Origin of the sequence: Arcobacter peruensis, assembly GCF_003711085.1 — a bacterium.
GTDB lineage: Bacteria > Campylobacterota > Campylobacteria > Campylobacterales > Arcobacteraceae > Poseidonibacter > Poseidonibacter parvus.
The window spans coordinates 2,136,040-2,154,251 of record NZ_CP032363.1; the positions used below are offsets into that span (position 1 = coordinate 2,136,040).

The 18,212-nt window shown below is 26.3% G+C and carries 22 protein-coding genes; 20 read left to right on the forward strand and 2 right to left on the reverse strand.

The features are described 5' to 3' along the window. On the forward strand, positions 1-279 hold the full coding sequence (locus D3Z07_RS10725; protein WP_122893865.1) for a hypothetical protein: 279 nt from the start codon (positions 1-3) through the stop codon (positions 277-279). A gap of 35 nt (positions 280-314) precedes the next feature. After that, positions 315-1,427, forward strand: a complete 1,113-nt coding sequence (gene mltA, locus D3Z07_RS10730) for a murein transglycosylase A (RefSeq protein ID WP_122893866.1) — start codon at positions 315-317, stop codon at positions 1,425-1,427. A gap of 12 nt (positions 1,428-1,439) precedes the next feature. Here the strand turns inward: mltA and D3Z07_RS10735 are convergent, their stop codons facing one another. Continuing rightward, entirely contained in the window at positions 1,440-1,679 is a 240-nt protein-coding gene (locus D3Z07_RS10735) for a hypothetical protein (RefSeq protein ID WP_076088831.1), read from the reverse strand. Between the two features lie 130 nt (positions 1,680-1,809). Between D3Z07_RS10735 and D3Z07_RS10740 the strand changes: the two genes are divergently transcribed. From D3Z07_RS10740 to D3Z07_RS10755, 4 genes are all read left to right on the forward strand, one after another. Continuing rightward, positions 1,810-2,616 carry a phosphatidylserine decarboxylase gene (locus D3Z07_RS10740; protein WP_076088829.1) on the forward strand — a complete coding sequence of 269 codons (807 nt, stop codon included), beginning with the start codon at positions 1,810-1,812 and terminating at the stop codon, positions 2,614-2,616. A 65-nt stretch (positions 2,617-2,681) separates the two neighbouring features. Next, positions 2,682-4,730 carry an EAL domain-containing protein gene (locus D3Z07_RS10745; RefSeq protein ID WP_122893867.1) on the forward strand — a complete coding sequence of 683 codons (2,049 nt, stop codon included), beginning with the start codon at positions 2,682-2,684 and terminating at the stop codon, positions 4,728-4,730. A 70-nt stretch (positions 4,731-4,800) separates the two neighbouring features. Beyond that, entirely contained in the window at positions 4,801-5,031 is a 231-nt protein-coding gene (locus D3Z07_RS10750; RefSeq protein ID WP_076088827.1) for a hypothetical protein, read from the forward strand. Positions 5,032-5,138: 107 nt separating this feature from the next. Further along, positions 5,139-5,540 (forward strand): rhodanese-like domain-containing protein, encoded by a 402-nt coding sequence (locus D3Z07_RS10755; RefSeq protein ID WP_122893868.1) that lies wholly within the window; start codon positions 5,139-5,141, stop codon positions 5,538-5,540. Here the strand turns inward: D3Z07_RS10755 and D3Z07_RS10760 are convergent. After that, positions 5,537-5,896 (reverse strand): rhodanese-like domain-containing protein, encoded by a 360-nt coding sequence (locus D3Z07_RS10760; protein WP_122893869.1) that lies wholly within the window; start codon positions 5,894-5,896, stop codon positions 5,537-5,539. The two genes, D3Z07_RS10755 and D3Z07_RS10760, sit on opposite strands and share 4 nt — an antisense overlap. A gap of 158 nt (positions 5,897-6,054) precedes the next feature. Between D3Z07_RS10760 and dsbD the strand changes: the two genes are divergently transcribed. The 14 genes from dsbD to D3Z07_RS10830 are packed head-to-tail and all read left to right on the forward strand — an operon-like array spanning position 6,055 to position 18,206. Then, a complete protein-coding gene (gene dsbD, locus D3Z07_RS10765) occupies positions 6,055-7,815 on the forward strand; it encodes a protein-disulfide reductase DsbD (RefSeq protein ID WP_122893870.1) in 1,761 nt (586 codons plus the stop codon). A gap of 45 nt (positions 7,816-7,860) precedes the next feature. Continuing rightward, a complete protein-coding gene (gene cobT, locus D3Z07_RS10770; RefSeq protein ID WP_122893871.1) occupies positions 7,861-8,925 on the forward strand; it encodes a nicotinate mononucleotide-dependent phosphoribosyltransferase CobT in 1,065 nt (354 codons plus the stop codon). A 3-nt stretch (positions 8,926-8,928) separates the two neighbouring features. Then, a complete protein-coding gene (locus tag D3Z07_RS10775; protein ID WP_083657273.1) occupies positions 8,929-9,528 on the forward strand; it encodes a MarC family protein in 600 nt (199 codons plus the stop codon). Then, entirely contained in the window at positions 9,528-10,022 is a 495-nt protein-coding gene (locus D3Z07_RS10780) for a bifunctional adenosylcobinamide kinase/adenosylcobinamide-phosphate guanylyltransferase (RefSeq protein WP_076088815.1), read from the forward strand. The genes D3Z07_RS10775 and D3Z07_RS10780 overlap by 1 nt, the downstream gene beginning before the upstream one ends. Further along, positions 10,019-10,765 carry an adenosylcobinamide-GDP ribazoletransferase gene (locus tag D3Z07_RS10785; protein WP_076088813.1) on the forward strand — a complete coding sequence of 249 codons (747 nt, stop codon included), beginning with the start codon at positions 10,019-10,021 and terminating at the stop codon, positions 10,763-10,765. Before D3Z07_RS10780 ends, D3Z07_RS10785 begins: the two co-directional genes overlap by 4 nt. Next, positions 10,762-11,775 (forward strand): aminotransferase class I/II-fold pyridoxal phosphate-dependent enzyme, encoded by a 1,014-nt coding sequence (locus D3Z07_RS10790; RefSeq protein ID WP_122893872.1) that lies wholly within the window; start codon positions 10,762-10,764, stop codon positions 11,773-11,775. The genes D3Z07_RS10785 and D3Z07_RS10790 overlap by 4 nt, the downstream gene beginning before the upstream one ends. Beyond that, positions 11,769-12,374 carry a hypothetical protein gene (locus D3Z07_RS10795; protein WP_122893873.1) on the forward strand — a complete coding sequence of 202 codons (606 nt, stop codon included), beginning with the start codon at positions 11,769-11,771 and terminating at the stop codon, positions 12,372-12,374. Before D3Z07_RS10790 ends, D3Z07_RS10795 begins: the two co-directional genes overlap by 7 nt. A 47-nt stretch (positions 12,375-12,421) precedes the next feature. Further along, the gene (locus D3Z07_RS10800) at positions 12,422-12,622 is read left to right on the forward strand and encodes a hypothetical protein (RefSeq protein WP_076088807.1); all 201 of its coding nucleotides are present in this window, start codon (positions 12,422-12,424) and stop codon (positions 12,620-12,622) included. Next, positions 12,609-12,878: a type II toxin-antitoxin system RelE family toxin gene (locus tag D3Z07_RS10805; protein ID WP_076088805.1), complete on the forward strand. Its 270-nt coding sequence runs from the start codon at positions 12,609-12,611 to the stop codon at positions 12,876-12,878. Before D3Z07_RS10800 ends, D3Z07_RS10805 begins: the two co-directional genes overlap by 14 nt. 13 nt (positions 12,879-12,891) lie before the next feature. Next, positions 12,892-14,025, forward strand: a complete 1,134-nt coding sequence (locus tag D3Z07_RS10810) for an McrC family protein (RefSeq protein ID WP_122893874.1) — start codon at positions 12,892-12,894, stop codon at positions 14,023-14,025. Continuing rightward, complete coding sequence (locus D3Z07_RS10815; RefSeq protein WP_122893875.1) at positions 14,012-15,523, forward strand: McrB family protein; 1,512 nt, start codon at positions 14,012-14,014, stop codon at positions 15,521-15,523. Before D3Z07_RS10810 ends, D3Z07_RS10815 begins: the two co-directional genes overlap by 14 nt. After that, complete coding sequence (locus D3Z07_RS10820) at positions 15,516-16,907, forward strand: cobyric acid synthase (protein WP_122893876.1); 1,392 nt, start codon at positions 15,516-15,518, stop codon at positions 16,905-16,907. The genes D3Z07_RS10815 and D3Z07_RS10820 overlap by 8 nt, the downstream gene beginning before the upstream one ends. Further along, on the forward strand, positions 16,897-17,784 hold the full coding sequence (cbiB, locus tag D3Z07_RS10825) for an adenosylcobinamide-phosphate synthase CbiB (protein WP_076088797.1): 888 nt from the start codon (positions 16,897-16,899) through the stop codon (positions 17,782-17,784). Before D3Z07_RS10820 ends, cbiB begins: the two co-directional genes overlap by 11 nt. Next, positions 17,784-18,206, forward strand: coding sequence for a hypothetical protein (locus tag D3Z07_RS10830; protein ID WP_076089381.1), 423 nt, complete (start codon positions 17,784-17,786; stop codon positions 18,204-18,206). Before cbiB ends, D3Z07_RS10830 begins: the two co-directional genes overlap by 1 nt. Positions 18,207-18,212: the final 6 nt, after the last annotated feature.

Sequence of the window (18,212 nt, forward strand, 5' to 3'; positions counted from 1 at the left end):
ATGCAAACAATAATATTTCTACTACTTGCTTTTTTAATTGTAATATTCTCTGTATTACAATACTTCAAAAGCAAAAACTCAAGATTAGATAAATTAAAATCAGGCGAATGCCCAGATTGTAAAGAAAAAACAAAAACTTTTTTTGATGATAATACAAAAACAACTTTTACACAAGAAGTTATAAGTGCTAAAATATTAAAAGGTGGTGGATGCTCTGGTGTGCCAGATATTGAATATAGATGCAAATCGTGTGGACTTAAGGAAGTTTATAACTCTTAAGTGGATATAATTCCAAAAAACTTGGGATTAGTACTTTGAAACATTATTTATTTATTACATTTTTACTCTTTTTATTTATTGGTTGTACTACAAAAAATGAAGTATTACCAGAAGTAAAACCTACTGAAAAAACGAAACAACTTACAAAAATAAAAAAAACTCCCTTTGACTATTTAGATGGCTTTTATGATGATGACTTAGACTTAGCGCTTGATGTATTCAAAAAAGCTTGTACAAAATCAAAAAGAAAAGAACAATTTAAAGATGTATGTGAAAACTCGCTAGATTTTACTAATGGAAAAGAGTTTTTTACAAAAAACTTTACACCAAAAGTTTTAGTTTCAAGTACAGGTGATACTGGTTTAATCACAGGCTATTACGAACCTTTACTTTATGGAAGTAGAACAAAGTCTGATTTATATCCATATCCAATATATAAAACTCCAAAAGATTTAGTAACAATTAAAAATAAAAAAAGACATTCAAATTTTAAGCATTTAAGATATAAAGCAAAACTAAAAAAAGGAAGATATTATCCTTATGATACAAGAGAGCAAATTGAAAAAAGAGATGATTTAGAAGTTCTTTGTTATGTTGAAGATAAAATTGATTTGTTTTTTTTACAAGTTCAAGGCTCTGGACGAGTTTTATTAGATAATGGAGAGTTAATTAATGTTGGCTATGCAAATCAAAATGGAAGAAAATATAGATCAATTGGTAAAAAATTAATAGAAGATGGTTACTTAGAAAAAGAAGAAGTGAGTTTACAAACTATAAAAGCTTTTTTATTACAAAATCCACTAAAAGTTGATGAAATATTAAACTATAATCCTAGTTATGTTTTCTTTACTGAAAAAAAACAAACAGCAACAGGAAGTTTGAATGTACCTTTAGTAGCAAAAAGAAATATTGCAGTTGATAGAAGATATATCCCTTTAGGCATGCCAGTATTCTTAGAAACATCAAATCCAAAAACAAAAAAAGCTATTAATAAACTTGTAATTGCAGCAGATACAGGCGGTGCAATTAAAGGTGAAATAAGAGCAGATTATTTTTTAGGATATGGAGATGAAGCGATGGAATTAGCAGGTCTTATGAAAGAAGAAGGAAGACTTTTTATGCTAATTCCTAATGTTGTAGTTGATTAAAAGAAAACTTTCTTAACTACAACAACCATTTCCACAGCAATTATCTCTTGCATCTGAATAAAATTTTATAACAAAATTGTTATACATTTCTTCTACTTCAAACTCATGCTTTTTACAAAAATCTTTATTCATTGTACTCTTCATTTCTAATGCTTTCATAAGTGCATCATCTTTTGATTGAAACTTTATATTACTTTCTAAACTACTCTTTTTAAAACATGCGCACTGGTTTGCTACAACTATTTTGTACACAAAAACTCCTTATATAATTTATAAATTTTAATGCTGAAATAATAGCTAAAAAGTGCAATTTAATTTATTAAAGCCATTTAAGAAGTAAATATAGATAAAATATCTCAATTATTAATACAAAAGGAACAAAATGCATATTACAAATTTAATTTCTCAGAACTTTGGAAAATTTGCAAAAAAAGAGTTTCCTTCATTTATTCAGAAAACTATAAATGCAGGTTACGTTAAATTTTTAGGTTTAGATATGAGTGAGTTTAAAAAACCAAAATTTTATAAATCTTTAAATGCTTTATTTACAAGAGAATTAGAAATAAATAGAGAAATTAATGAAGATAAAAATGTAGTTATTTCTCCAACTGATAGTTTGATAACTGAATGTGGAAAAATAGAAGACGATATTGCTTTACAAATTAAAGGAATGGAATATAGTGTAGAAGATTTATTAACTTACTACTGCAACGATAAAATAGAAAAAATTAAAAATGGTTCATTTATGAACTTTTATTTATCACCAAAAGATTACCATAGATATCATGCTCCTAGTGATTTTAATCTTAAAAAACTTATTCATGTTCCAGGAAAATTATATCCTGTAAATTTAAAATATTTAAATAAAGAACTTGATTTATTTGTACAAAATGAAAGAGTTATTATAGAGTGTGAAAAAAATGGAAAGCTATTTTATATGGTTTTTGTAGGTGCACTTAATGTTGGTCAAATGGTATTTGAATTCGAACCAAAAGTTGAAACAAATTTAGATACAGCAGAAATAAAAGTATATGAATATGAAAATGTACAAATTTCTAAAGGTGATTGTTTAGGTTACTTTAAAATGGGTTCAACTGTAGTAATGCTATGGGAAGAAAATAGTGTTGAAATAGAAGAATTATTAAATCAAGATGTTAGATTCGGACAAGTTATAGCAAAAGAAATATAATTTTCTTAATAAATAACAAAAAATAATTTTGCTATAATAATCATAACTAAAGAATTGGAATAACTATGAATAATAAAATCTTTTTAAAAATTGGTTGGATGCTTATTATAGCATTGCTTGGTTACTTATTTTTTGTCGTATTTTTTCTTTCACCAAAAGTAAATACTTACTTAAGCGATACAGAAATTAAAAATGAAAGACTTCAATTTAATAAAGTTGTTTCAATAATAAATAATAAATCTAAGACTTTTGAAAATAAAGATTTATTACTAAAAGAAGTTGAACTATTATTAAGTAGTGTAACTTTAGCAAAAACTGGGCAAATTTATATTTTTGATAGTTCAGGAAATGTTGTAATAGATTCAAGTAATGAATTTGACTCTAAAAATATATCAAAACTAATTCTTCCAAATTCTGAAAATAAACTTTTTTTAGATGAAATTAAAAAATCATATAATAGTAAAACGGCTTTTGAATATTTATGGAATAAGCAATATGACATTTATAACTATGCTTATCCAAAAATTTCGTGGGTACAGTACAATAAAAGTTTAGATTGGTACATAGTTTCTTCAATTTATAAAGAAGACTTCTCAAGTTATGTTGATGGAATTAATTCTTTAATTTTAAACATTTCGATTTTATTATTCGTAGTACTTGCAATCATAGGTATATTTATTACTGTAAAAGTGGTTGCTCCTATTAACAAGATGTTCTCTGAAGTTCAAAAAGCACAAGTAGAAACTAATGAATTTGAATCAGCTCCAAAATCAAAAGATGAAATTGGGTTTTTAGCAAATCAATTTAATACTTTACTTGATCAAGTTGAAACAAATAGAAAAACATTAGAAGATCATGTTCAAAAGAAAACAAAAGAGATTAGTGACAAACTTTACTACGATGAGCTAACAAATCTGAAAAATAGATATGCATTACAAGAAGATATTAAAGATTGTGATTTTGTTTCAGTGGCTTTAGTTGATATTGATTCTTTTGATGATATTAATGAACTTTATGGTTTCTCAACTGGTAATCTAGTTTTAATTGAAACAGCGAATGTTTTAAATGAGTTTGCTAATAAATACAATGTTACTGTAAATAGAATTCATGGTAATGTATTTAGTGTTACAGATAAAAGAATGATGGGGTTTTCTAAATATGACCAATTCATTAATGAGTTATCAACATTATTTAAAAATAGAGCTATTCTTATTGAAGAACTAGATATTGAAATATTTATCGATATTACATTAGGTATTTCAATTGCACAAGAAGAACCACTTAAAACTGCGGGAATTGCTTTAAAGAAAGCTAAGAAAAATAATCAAAGATTCTTTGTTTACAATAATGAATTAGATACAAAAGAGATTATTGAGAAATCAATTTTCTGGAGAGAAAAAATCAAATGTGCATTAAAAGACAATACAGTAACTCCATTTTATCAGCCTATTTTTAACAAAGACAAAGAAATAGTAAAATATGAAACATTAATGAGAATAAAAGACTTAGATGAAGAAGGAAATGATACTTATTTACTTCCATATTTATTTTTAGATGTTGCTGTTAAAACTAAGCAATATTTACAATTATCAAATCAAGTTATTTCAAAAGCATTATCTGATTTAAATAGAACTGATAAACAAATATCTTTTAACTTAAGCTTCAAAGATATCTTAGATATAGATTTTGTTGAATCTTTAGATAAAAACTTAGATAAAATTGATTCTGTTAACAAAAAAAGAATTGTATTTGAAATATTAGAAAGTGACCATATTGCAGATTATACTATCCTAGAAGATTTTATCGAGAAATATAGAAATCAAGGTATTAAAATTGCAATTGATGATTTTGGTACAGGTTACTCTAACTTTGCACATATTTTAAAAATTAGACCAGACTATATAAAAATTGATGGTTCTTTAATTAAAGACATTAATACGGATAAAAATTCATATGAAATGGTAAAATCTATAATAGAATTCTCAAAAGCTTTAAATATAAGGGTTATTGCCGAGTTTATTCATTCACAAGAGGTGTTTGATTTGGTTAGTGAATTAGGAGTTGATGAATTCCAAGGTTTCCATTTAGGAAAACCTGATCCACATATTGAGTAATTTTAATAAAACAAAAGTTTATTTTTGTAAAATAATAGCAGAATTAAAAATTAAATAATAAGGGTACAAAATGTCTACAATTACAGAACTAGGTTCATTACCATTAGCAGGTACAAAAAAAGGTGTTATTTCAGTTTCTAATGTTACTGAGCCTTACGGAAAAGATACAGCAGATATCGTAAGTATTGGTGTTTCATTAAATGGTACAGATATTCAATGGAAATCACATATTCCTTATGAAAACTTAGATGAAATTATTACTATTTTACAAAAAGCTAGCGAAGATAGAAAAAACGCATAATCTTAGAATATAAAAGATAAGATTTTTTTCTTATCTTTATTTTATAAATACTTTTTAGAAACTTTTTTTTGTTATAATTCTTTTATTAATTTAATTAAAGGAAACAATTGAAAAAGCTATTTATACTTATCACACTAATCTTATACCTAACTACGGTATCTTTTGCAAAAGATGTTAAATCATTAATAGTTGATGAACTTGAAGTTTTTATCCAGAAAAATATTATTATTGTTGATATTAGAGATAAAAGTAAATGGAAGCAAACAGGAATCATTCCTAACTCTTATAGAATAACCTATACAAGTAAAGATGAAAAAAAATGGTTACATACATTAATAAGATTAATTAAAGACAAAAATAGAGCATTTGTTTTGATATCAAAAGATGGCAAAAAAGCAGAAAAATTGGCTTCAAAGTTATATAATGAAAAAAAGATGAGAAATGCAATGTATCTTGAGGGTGGAATTGATGAATGGGTTGATTCAGATAGAAAAATTATAAACTACTAAGCTTCATACTTAGTAGTTTCTCTTAATTCTTGTTCCCATAAAACCATTCCTCCAAATAAATGAGATGTATTTTTATAATCTTGCGATATCAAATAATTCCCAATAGTTCTAGTTCTATTTCCTCTTGCACATATTAAAATAAAAGTTTGATCTTTTGATGTAACAAGCTTTTCAAATTTATTCATCCAATCTTCTAAATTATATTCACCTTTGTCATCAAAAAATGTTAAAAGATGAGAATTTTTAATTAATCCTGTTCTTTTCCATTCTTCTTCTCTTCTAACATCAATCATCACAATATTATCATTAATCATTTTTTCTACAATTCTTGGTTGTAAATCTACTAATTCATTCATAAATATCCTTTTATAAAGAAGATTTTATCATAATTATCTTATAAATAAATATAATAAAATCTTATATTTAATAAGAAAAGAATTTAGAATTAACAAACTCTTTACAAAATTTTAATATAATAAGATATATTTACAACCAAACCATATTAGGACTATTGATGAGAAAAATATTATTACTATTGTTTATAAGCTTATATGCTTTTTCATTAGAATTTGAACAAAATTTTTTAGAGCCAGATGAAGCTTTTAAAACGGAAATAGTAAAAGAAAATAAAAAAATTGTTTTCAAATTAAATTTAGGGAAGGATATATATTTATATGATGATAAACTTCAAGTATTTATTACCAAACCTTCAAAAATTGATATTACAAAAGAAGTTGATATTCCAAAACCTGTAGAATATGATGGCTTTATTGTTCATTTTACAAATCAAAATATTGAAGTGCCTTATTCTTTAATTGAATCAAAAATAGCAACTAGCACAGCTGAGTTAACTTTTAAGTTTCAAGGTTGTTCTAAAGCTGGGCTTTGTTATGCACCAATGAGTAAAAAAATTCAATTAGATGAAATACAAGCTAATGCAAAACAAGAGCAAACAAAAGAAGTAGTTAATACAGAAAAAGTAGAAAGTTCTGCTGATCTAAATGAAACAGACAGTATTGCAAATACTTTGAAAACAGGAAATATACTATTAGTTTTAGCTACATTCTTTGGATTTGGTTTATTACTTTCATTTACTCCTTGTGTTTTTCCAATGATTCCTATTCTATCTTCAATTATTGTAGGTGCATCTCAAAATGAAAAAATGACAGCAAGTAAAGGCTTCTTTTTGTCACTAGTTTATGTTTTAGCAATGGCAATGGCATATACAATTGCAGGTGTAATAGCAGGATTATTTGGTGCAAACTTACAAGTAGCACTTCAAAATCCTTATGTTTTAACTGTTTTTGCAGCTATATTTATAGCACTTGCATTTTCAATGTTTGGATACTTTAAAATCGAGTTACCACAAAGTATTCAAAATAAAATAAATAAAACTACAGATGGAAAAGAGAAACAAGGTATCTTAGGAATTGCAATTATGGGGTTCCTTTCAGCATTAATTGTTGGACCTTGTGTTGCTCCTCCACTTGCAGGTGCTTTGGTTTATATTGGACAAACAGGTGATGCAGTTCTAGGTGGACTTGCACTGTTTGTGTTAAGCATAGGAATGGGAATGCCATTGTTATTAATTGGAATTGGTGCAGGAAAATTCATGCCAAAACCTGGTGGATGGATGGATTCTGTTTCAAAAGTATTTGGAATTGTAATGCTAGCAATTGCTATTTGGATGTTAGATAGAGTTTTAGATGCAAGTATTGTAATGTTTTTATGGTCATTATTATTCTTAGGAGCTGCAATTTACTTAAACGTATACAAACATATTTTAGCTCAACTTGTAACTGTTGTAATATTCCTTTACGGTGTTTCTTTATTCTTTGGAACTATCTCAGGAGCTATAAATCCTTTAAAACCATTTGAAAAATTTACAAATGCTTCAGGAGTTGTTAGTCAAACACAAGCTTTGAAATTCTCTTATATTAAAAATATTGAGGAGTTAGATTTAGCAATTGCAGCTTCTTCTAAACCCGTAATGTTAGATTTTTATGCGGATTGGTGTGTAGCTTGTAAAGAGTTAGAAGAGATAACTTTCAAAGATCCTGAAGTAATTAAAAAACTTCAAGGATTTACACTTTTAAAAGCTGATGTAACAGCAAACAATGATGATGATAAAGCTTTACAAACAAAATATGGAATAGTTGGACCTCCAGGATTAGTTTTCTGGGATACAAATAATAAAGAAGTAAAAGCTTCTAAAATTGTAGGATACAAAAATCCAAAAGATTTTCTTGAAATTGTGAATAAATATTTTAAATAAGCGCATATTTGTTATACTTCCTAAAAATTAAATAAAAGGCTTCAAATGAACTTTGAAACAATTTTGGGAAGTAGCGATTTTCTTGAATATTTAAGAGGTAAAAAAGCAACTTTCCTTTTATCAGGAAGTGTTACAAAAACTTGTGAAATTCCTAATATCTCTCAAGCTGGAATTCCTGGAAAACTTTCATTAACACCTACATTAGATGCAGAATTCTTATGTTTAAAAGAAGTTCGTTCTTTAGAAGATATTGCTCAAACTCCAAAAGGAGTACCAACTCCTGCACTTATCACAAGGGCAGTTCATGAACTAAAACCTTTTTCAAATATTGAAATACTTGATTTAGGATTAGAAGTTAAACCAAAAATTGATTACTTTAAAATACATGATTTTGATTTAGAGCCAAGTGCACGAATTGATGATGGTGCAAAAATTGATGCAATGGCAGTTTTTCAAGCAGGAGTACAGTTTGCAAGTTCGTATGAAACAAATGACGATTATGTAATTCTTGCAGAATCAGTTCCAAGTGGAACAACAACAGCAAATGCTACAGCTAAGGCTTTAGGTTATTCAAGTGATGGATATTTTTCAAGCTCTTTTAAAAATAATCCAAGTGATATTAAAAATGAAACAATAAAAAATGCTTTAAATAGAGTTTTACAAAATGATGATGTTTTTGCAAAACTATCAAATGTAGCTGATAATATGCTAATTTTTAATGCAGGTTTTGTTTTAGGAAGTACATCAAAAGATTTAAAAGTAATACTAGCTGGTGGTACTCAAATGGCTACTGTACTTTTAATTGTTAATTCTATTTTAGAAAGTATGCAAGGAGAAATAAACTCTTCAAATATTGCTTTATGTACTACTAAATGGATTAATGAAGATGAAAACTCAAATATAAAAGCACTTTTACAACAGCTTGCATTTCCTATAAATGCTTATGCTTCTAGTTTTGACTTTTCAGAATCTTCTCATCGGGCATTAAAACTATATGATGAAGGCGAAGCAAAAGAGGGTGTTGGTTGTGGTGCTGCTTTATGTTATGCAGCAATTAATTCAATTGAAAAAATCACATTAACGAAAAAAATTGAAAGTTTTTTAGGATAAATCATGGAAATTTTTATATCAACATTTTTAAAAATGTTTTTTATTATGACACCATTTTTTGTGTTGTCTGTTTTTTTAACAGTAACTCACGATGCAACAATAAAAGAAAGAAAAAAGTTAGCAATTAAAGTTACAACATCTGTGATTGTAGTAAGTTTAGTATTATTGTTTTTTGGTAATCATATTTTTGATGTATTTGGAATAACTTTAGATGCTTTTAGAATAGGTGCTGGAGCACTAATGTTTTTATCCGCAGTTGAATTAATCCAAGGGAACAAAGCTACAGCTAAAGTAGGAGATAAAGATATCTTAGACTTAGCAGTCGTACCTCTTGCTATTCCTATTACAATTGGACCTGGAACTATTGGTATTTTACTAGTAATGGGTGCAACTTTTGAAAACAAGTCTTCAATGGTAATGGGAAGTTTAGCTTTGATTTGTGCTGTTTTAGTAATAGGGATTATGCTTTATAGCTCTAATATTATTGAAAAGATTATCGGTAAACAAGGGCTTTTAGTGATTTCAAAAATAACAGGATTATTTTTAGCTGCTTTATCTGCTCAAATTGTATTTACGGGTATTAAAAACTTTTTAGGTTTATAATGAAAATATTATATTTTGGTGGTCAAAAATCAGGGAAAACAAGCGCTGCTTCACAAAAAGCACTTGAACTTTCAATAAATCAGAAACCATATTATGTTGCTACTTACGATAATTCTTACAATGACTCTTCAATGCAAAATAGAATTGATAAACATTTAGAAGATAGAGTTGATGAGTTTTTAACTATTGAAGAGCCAAAAGATTTAGACAAAGTAATTGAAGATAATAAAACATATTTAGTTGATTGTGTTTCTATGTGGCTTTTTAACAATCTTGAAAAAGATGAAGAAGTATTAAAAAAACAATTACAAAATGTCTGTAAAATAGATGCAAATATTGTTTTTGTTTTAAATGATGTTTCTTGTGGAGTAATTCCTTTTGATAGTGAGTCTAGAAGATTTGTAGATTTCTCAGGACTTATAGGACAAGAGTTAGTAAAGCTTTGTGATGAAGTTTATGAAGTTAAATATTCACTTTCAAAAAGATTAAAATGAAACAAATACTAAACGCTTTTTATTTTGCACTTTCGTATTTTTCGATTATTCCTGTATTTGTAAAAGAGATGAAAATTACAAATGACACTTATAAATACTCTCTTGCTCTTTTGCCATTAGTTGGTTTTATACTTGGGTGTACTGTAATAGCTTTAAATCTTTTTTTAAATGAGCTTTTTAATCCATTATATTCAGCTTTTGTTGCATCTGTCTTTTATTTGGTTCTTTATGGATTTTTACATTTAGAAGCTATATGTGATGTAGTTGATGCATGGTTTGCTTCTTATTCAGGAAAAGATCCATATAAAATCATGAAAGACCCAACTATTGGAGCAATTGGTGCTTTATATGCTTTTTGCTTTGTTTTATTAAAAGTTGGAATCTCTACTTATATTTTATATAAACAAGAGTATGCTTTGTTTATTATAGTTTTAGTGTTTTCTAGACTAAATTTCATGTATTTATTACAATTTTTTAAATTTAACAAAGATAGCTTTTTATCACTTGCTTTTCAAAGTGCAGGAGTAGGGAAGCTTAAAATAATCACTTTACTTTATGTTTTAATAGCTATGTTTTTTGCTTCAAATGTAATAATACTTTTTATAATTTCACTTCTTAGTTTTTATTTTATATTAAAAGTTTTAGATAAAAAGTTTTCTTTTGTAAATGGTGATTGCTTAGGCTTTACTCTAGAACATACAGAATTGCTTTTATTAAATATCGCATTGGCTTTAATTTTATGAAAACTTATGAACATGGTGGACAAGTAGAACTCTTTGCCAAAGAGTTAAACTGTAAAATAGATGAGATAATCGACCTTTCTTCAAACATCAACTTTATAAAACCAGAGGTAAATATTAATTTTAATAATCTTGATATCTCTTCTTATCCAATTTATGACAAGTTATATGAAAAGATTGCAAAAAACTATAAGATAAAACCATCTCAGATGGAGCTTTTCAATGGTGGAAGCTCAGCTATTTTTGCACTTTTTAGGCACTTAAATTTAAAACATTGTACTATTTATTCACCTGCGTATTTAGAGTATAAAAAAGCTTGTGTAAACTTTGGCTATGAATTAAGAACAATAAATCGCTTTGAAAATATGAATTTACCAGTAAAAGAAAAGAGCTTAGTAATTTTTGTAAACCCTTCAACTCCTGATGGAACATATTATGATTTTGATAATTTGATGGAATATTGGATTGAAAGAAATTGTACTATTTTAATAGATGAAAGCTTTTTAGATTTTTGTGATGGGGATTCAGCTATTAAGTATTTAGAAAAATATGATAAATTATATATTTTAAAATCTATGACAAAATTTTATTCAAGTGCGGGCATTAGAGTAGGTTGTATTGTATCAAATGAAAAAAATATTGATTCATTAAAAAGATTTGAGCCAATGTGGAAACTCTCAACTTTTGATTCAAACTATTTACAAGCTGCTCTTGAAGATAATAGTTTTAAAAGAATCTCAAAAGCAATAAATGCAAAAAATAAATTAGAATTAGAAAATATACTAAAAAATTCAGATTTAATTGAACTGATATATCAAAGTAGTGCAAACTATATACTTGCAAAACTAAAAACTATAAATGCAAGGCAATTTCAAGAAAAACTAAAGCCATATAAAATCATGATAAGAAACTGCCAAAACTTTGACTTTTTAGATGATTCATATGTAAGAATCGCTGTTAAATCATCAAATCACTTAAGTACTTTGAAAAAAGCCTTAGAAGAAATATGTTAGTAAATAATAAATATCTAAAATACTTCTCATTTATTCTATCTTTCATTTTTATTGCTTACGTAATTTATATGATTTTTACATCTTATAATATTGTCAAAAAACAATTTATAGATATAGGTGATTTAACTTATGTAAATCAAGTAAGACGTGATGATTACACTTTAAGACTTGCAAATCATCTAACAAAAACATGCCAAGAAAATGAAATATGTGAAGTTCAAAAAATGCTAGATTTTGTAACAAGAATACCATATAAAGTTAATGAAAGTGTTGCTAGAAGTTCAAAGCAAGTAGTAAGTCAAAACTTTGGAGATTGTGATGATAAATCAAATCTTCTAATCTCAATGTTAAATATGAAAGGCTATGAAGCTTACTTTGTGTTAGTTCCAAAACATATATTTGTAATAGTAAATTTAAAAAGTAAATTAGCAAATAAAAAAGCATTATATGTAAACGATAAAGCTTTTTATATCTTAGAATCAACAGCAACAAACTCAAAAATAGGCTTTAGGTTGAAATACAAATTTGACGAAATCGAAGCGATTATTGACCCTTTTAAGAATAAGCAGTTAGTAGTAAACAAGTTAGAATATAAGTAATAAATAAAAATTTGATATAATATAATTATTATAAAAAGGAGTATCTAATGACTATGTCTATGAATTTACACCCTCAGTATATTACAAATGATAATGGAGAAAAAACATCAGTTATCATATCAATTGAAGAATATGAAAATATGCTTGAAGACTTTGAAGATTTAGTAACTGTTGCCCAAAGAAAAGATGAAGAATCAATTTCTAGTGAAGATTTTTACAAGGAATTAAAAGAAGATGGCCTTATATAAAATTCAGTGGAAACTATCTGCTAAAAAAGAATTTAAAAAGATTGATAAAACTGAAATAAAGAAAATCTTTCTTTCAATAGAAAACCTATCAAATGATCCTTTTCCCACAAATTATAAAAAACTTTTAGGTACTGAATCTATTTATAGAATTAAAGTAGGAAATTACAGAGTAATTTACTCGATTGAAAAAGATGAGCTTATTATAGAAATAATAAGAGTTCGACACAGAAAAGAAGCCTATAGAAAATTTCCTTAAGGAAAAAGAATAAATGTATTTATATGAATACCAAGAAGTTCCAGAAGAAATTTCAAAAACTATAATAGATAATAAATCTTTACATAAATACTTTAAAGAAGATTGGGGAAAAGTAAGAACTCAACAATACTGTGGAATTCTTAATATTTATAATAAAGACTATTTTATTCTTCCTAAAATTTCTAAGCAAGATGAGAATAATTTAGACATATTTATATATATGTTAATGTATTGCTATGACATAAAACTTGAAAATGAACAGTTAGCTTCATGTCAAAATCATAAGCATAGTTTTATAGAAGTCTTTATTCAAATGTTCGCACAAAATTTATTTAAAGAGTTACAAAAAGGTATTTATAAAGAGTATACAACTCAAGAAAATAACTTGACTACATTAAGAGGGAAATATCTAATAAATGAAAATTTAAAGTATAACTTTTCAAAGACAAAGATTTATTGTGAATATGATGAATTCTCTATGAATAATAGTTTAAATCAATTTTTCTTATACGCAATAAAAATATTAGCAAAAAGTGTAAAAGATAAAAAGCTTTTAAAACAATGTGAATTAATTTTTGATGAGGTAGAAGATAAGAACTTTGATATAAATAGTTTGAATATTCATTTTAATAGATTAAATCAAAGATTCAAAGACTCTTTTGAGTTTGCTCTTTTACTTTTAAATAAATATATTCCTTTATTTTCACAAGATAAAAAATCCTTTGCCTTTTTATTTGATATGAATATCTTATTTGAAAAATTTATTGGTAAAATGAGTAAAGAAATTGAACCAAATACAAAACTCCAAAGTTGTGATACTTTTGAAGACTTGATATTAAAACCAGATATTATTGTAAATGATTTGATAATTGATACTAAGTATAAAAAGTTAAGTAATAAACATAAAATTAAAAGAGATGATAAGTTTCAAATGTATGTTTATGCAAATAATTATAAGATAAAAAATACTATGCTTTTATACCCAAAGTATAAAAATGAATATGATGATGAATTGATTTTAGGTAAGAATGAAAATAAAGTAAATCTTAGAATTAAAACTGTAGATTTAAATTATGATGATAGTAGTTATAGTGAATATATAAGAAGTATTAAAATAAAATTGGAGAAAATATATGACAATAGATGAAAGAAGAAATGAATATAGACTTTATGCTAGTCAAACCTTACAAAATGAAAATACTATAAATAATTATATACGAAGTCTAGATGAAGATTTTTCCCAAAAGCTTAATATAGATACTATTTTTAATATTATTGATTTATCTTCTTTACGAGACATTTCTAATAGATGCAATAATGACTTAGAGGAATGGAGCAGAAGTACTGGGAATCATTTACCTCGTGCAGCTATTAATAAATATATTAAGTTTATAGAGTCTCAACAGATAGATGATGAGTTTGCTAATAAAACTAACATCCAAAGTTTAAATACAAAAAATATAATGCTATATGGTGCACCAGGAGTTGGTAAAACACATAATTATAAGAAACTTATATCTATGATAGAAAATGGAGTAAAAGAACAAGATATTTTTAAATCAATAAGTACTAATGATAATACAACAGATGAATATAATGATATCTTTCAAAATATAAAAGATGAAAAAAGAATCGAGTTTGTAACTTTTCATCAAAGTTATTCTTATGAAGATTTTATTGAAGGGTTTAGACCAAGTGAAGAAGGGAATATTGAACTTGAAAATGGGATTTTTAAAGAAATCTCCACTAATGCAAATAATAACCTTACAGATAGTAAATTAAAAGGTTTAAGGAATATCTCTTTAGCTGAATTGCTAAGTAAGTTTACAAACCATATTCAAGAACATTTAGATGATGAAAAAAAGTTTTTTATTAATAAAACAATAACAATAAAATCAATTAATAATAAAGGTGCTTTTTTGTTAGGTGGTTCAGTAAAATCACCTCAAAGGTTAGCTTTGGATATTATTGAAAGAGATTATGAACAGTTTAAACAAGGATTAATAAAAACATATGAAGATGTCAAACCAAAGTTTGAATCTCAAAGAAGTTTTCATGGAAATGCTAGATATTATTTTATGTTTTATAAAAAAATGTATGAATATGAACTAAATATTGATAAATCATATATAAACTTAGAATCTACAGAGCAAAAAAACTTTTACATAGTAATAGATGAAATAAACAGAGGAAATATCTCTAAAATATTTGGAGAGCTTATTACTTTAATTGAAGAAGATAAAAGAGATGATTATGAGATAACGCTTCCTTATTCAAAAGAGAAATTTAAAATACCATCAAATCTATTTATTATAGGTACGATGAATAGTACTGATAAATCAATTGCTACTATTGATATAGCTCTACGAAGAAGATTCACTTTTTTAAAAATGAAACCAAATGAAGAGTTGATAAACTTTTATAATGCAAAAGTTTTAATGAAGAATTTAAATGAATTTATTGGTGAAAATATAGGTGAAGATTATAAATTAGGTCATAGTTATTTTATGAAAGTTGTAAATGATGAAGAATTAGAATTTGTAAAAGAATATAAAATCAAGCCATTACTTGAAGAATATTTTTATGCAGATGAAGATAATTATAAAAAAGTAACACAACTATTAAATGAAGATTTATATGAATAACATATCAATCCTAGGCACTTCCTCAGACGCAGGAAAATCAACTATAACATTTGTAATAGCAAAGATACTTCAAGACTTAGGTTACAGCGTTGCACCTTTTAAAGCACAAAATGTATCAAATAATTCTCACGTATGTGATGATGGAAGTGAAATAGCAATTGCCCAATACTTTCAAAGTGAAGTACTTGGAGTTGAAACTTCATATCATTTAAATCCAGTATTGCTTAAGTCTGGTCGAGGAAGTTCTGCTTCTTTAATAGTTGAGGGTAAGGTAGTAGCAAATAAAGAAGTACTTGAATACTATAGAGATTTAGATTTACTAAAACCTGCTGTTAAAAGATGCTATGAATACTTAGATGAAAAATATGATTGCATTGTAAATGAAGGAGCAGGCAGTCCAGTTGAATTAAACTTAATGGATAAAGACCTTTCAAATATCTTTATAGCAAATGAATATGATACCAAAATCATATTAGTAGCAGATATAGAAAAGGGTGGAGTGTTTGCATCTATATATGGTGTATATCATTTACTTCCAGAAAAGTTAAGAAATAATATCATAGGTGTAGTAGTAAACAAATTTAGAGGTGATTTATCTTTATTTGATGAAGGTATTAGAATAATTGAAGAAGATTTTAAAATTCCGGTTTTAGGAGTATTACCATATATTCCATTTAATTTAGGCTTTGAAGACTCAGCTTCTTTAAAAAACTTTGTACAAAACCCAAAAAAGAAAAAACTTGATATTGCAGTGATTTCATATCCATATATGAGTAATTATAATGACATTGAACCACTAATTGCAGATGATGAGGTATTTGTAGAGTTTGTAGATTATAATATATCACTTGAAAAGTTTGACCTTGTAATACTTCCAGGCTCAAAACTTGTGATAAAAGATTTAAAATGGCTAAAAGAAAATGGACTATTTGAACAAATTAAGAACTACAAAAAAGATATATGTTGTATTTGTGGTGGATATGAGATGATGTTTGAAACTCTTAATGATAAGTATGCACTAGAAAATAGTGAAGCTTTAATAGAACAAGGCTTTGCCAAAATTCCTGCTAGTATTACTTTTGAAAAACAGAAGATATTAGAAAAAAAAACATACGATTTATTTAATACACAAATAGAAGGTTTTGAAATACATCATGGAAAAAGTGATGAATATTCATTATCATTTGAATGTGAAAAATTCAAAGGTACTTTTGTACATGGCATTTTTGATAATGATGAGTTTAGAACTTCATATTTTAAAGAGATTAATTCTTCATATATAGGGTATAAGTTTGAAGAGTATAAAAAGAATTCAATAGATACTTTTGTAAATACAATGAAAGATAAACTCGATGTTCAAAGGATAGTAGATAATGTTTTATAGTATTGCTTTGATAGCTTATATTTTAGATAATATCTTTGGAGAGTTTGAGAAATTAAAATTTATAAAACATCCAATTATTTTAATGGGCGATTATATAAATTGGTTTAAAGAAAAATACTATGAAGATTCAATTAAAGTAGGTGCAATTCTTACTCTTTCATTACTTTTAATAGTATATCTCATCACTTCTTTCCTAGCTAGTTTTGATAATGTATTTTTTCAAGGCTTTTTAGCTTCTTTTACACTTGCTTCAAAAATGCTATACGATAGCGTGAAAGATGTAATATCAAGTAATGATTTAGAGATAAAAAAACAAAAAATTAGTATGTTAGTTAGTCGTGATACACGCGATATGACAAACTCAGATGTAAATAAAGCAGCAGTAGAAACATACGCTGAAAACTTAAGTGATGGAGTAATAGCTCCTTTGTTTTATTTATTATGTTTTGGAATAGTTGGAGCATATTTATATAAAGCTATCAATACACTTGATTCAATGGTTGGATATAGAAATGAAAAGTATGAAAACTTTGGAAAAGTATCCGCAATACTGGATGATGTTGTAAACTACATTCCTGCAAGAATTACAGCTTTTTTAATTGGACTATTATTTGCAAGTAAAAAAGCATTAAAAGAGTTTAATAAATATGGCTCTAAACATGATAGTCCAAATGCTGGCTTACCAATTGCAGCAATGGCTTTAAGTCTTGATTTAAAACTTGGAGGTTCAACTTCATATTTTGGAAAAGTAAAAGAAAAAGCTTTTTTTGGAATAGGAAAAGAAAGTATTGAAAATAGTGATGTTTTAAAGACACTTTCGTTAAAGTATCGCTTAGATTTATTTATAATAATTGTATTGATTTTAGGAGTACTATGATGACTTATGACGAATGGTTTATCCAGCAAGGAAACCTTCACGCAAATGTAATGAAAAAATTAGAAGATAAAAGTGTTGATGAGGTAATAGAATATTTTAGATTTGATAATATGGTAAAAAATGAGCCAGATTTCTGTCCATTATATAAAGACAATAAAAAATGCCATGATATGGAAGACCTAAACTGTTATCTATGTGCCTGTCCAAACTTTAGATTTAAAACAGAAGGCTTTGAAAAAACAGAGGAAGGTAGAACTTTATTTTCTGTATGTAATATTAAATCTCGAGATGGATCACAATATATTGGAGATGATTATATTCATCAAAATTGTTCAGGATGTATAGTTCCTCATAGAGAAAAATATATAAAAAAACATTTTAACCGTTCTTGGTTTGAAGTAATGAAAGATGTAAGAAGCTAAATAATA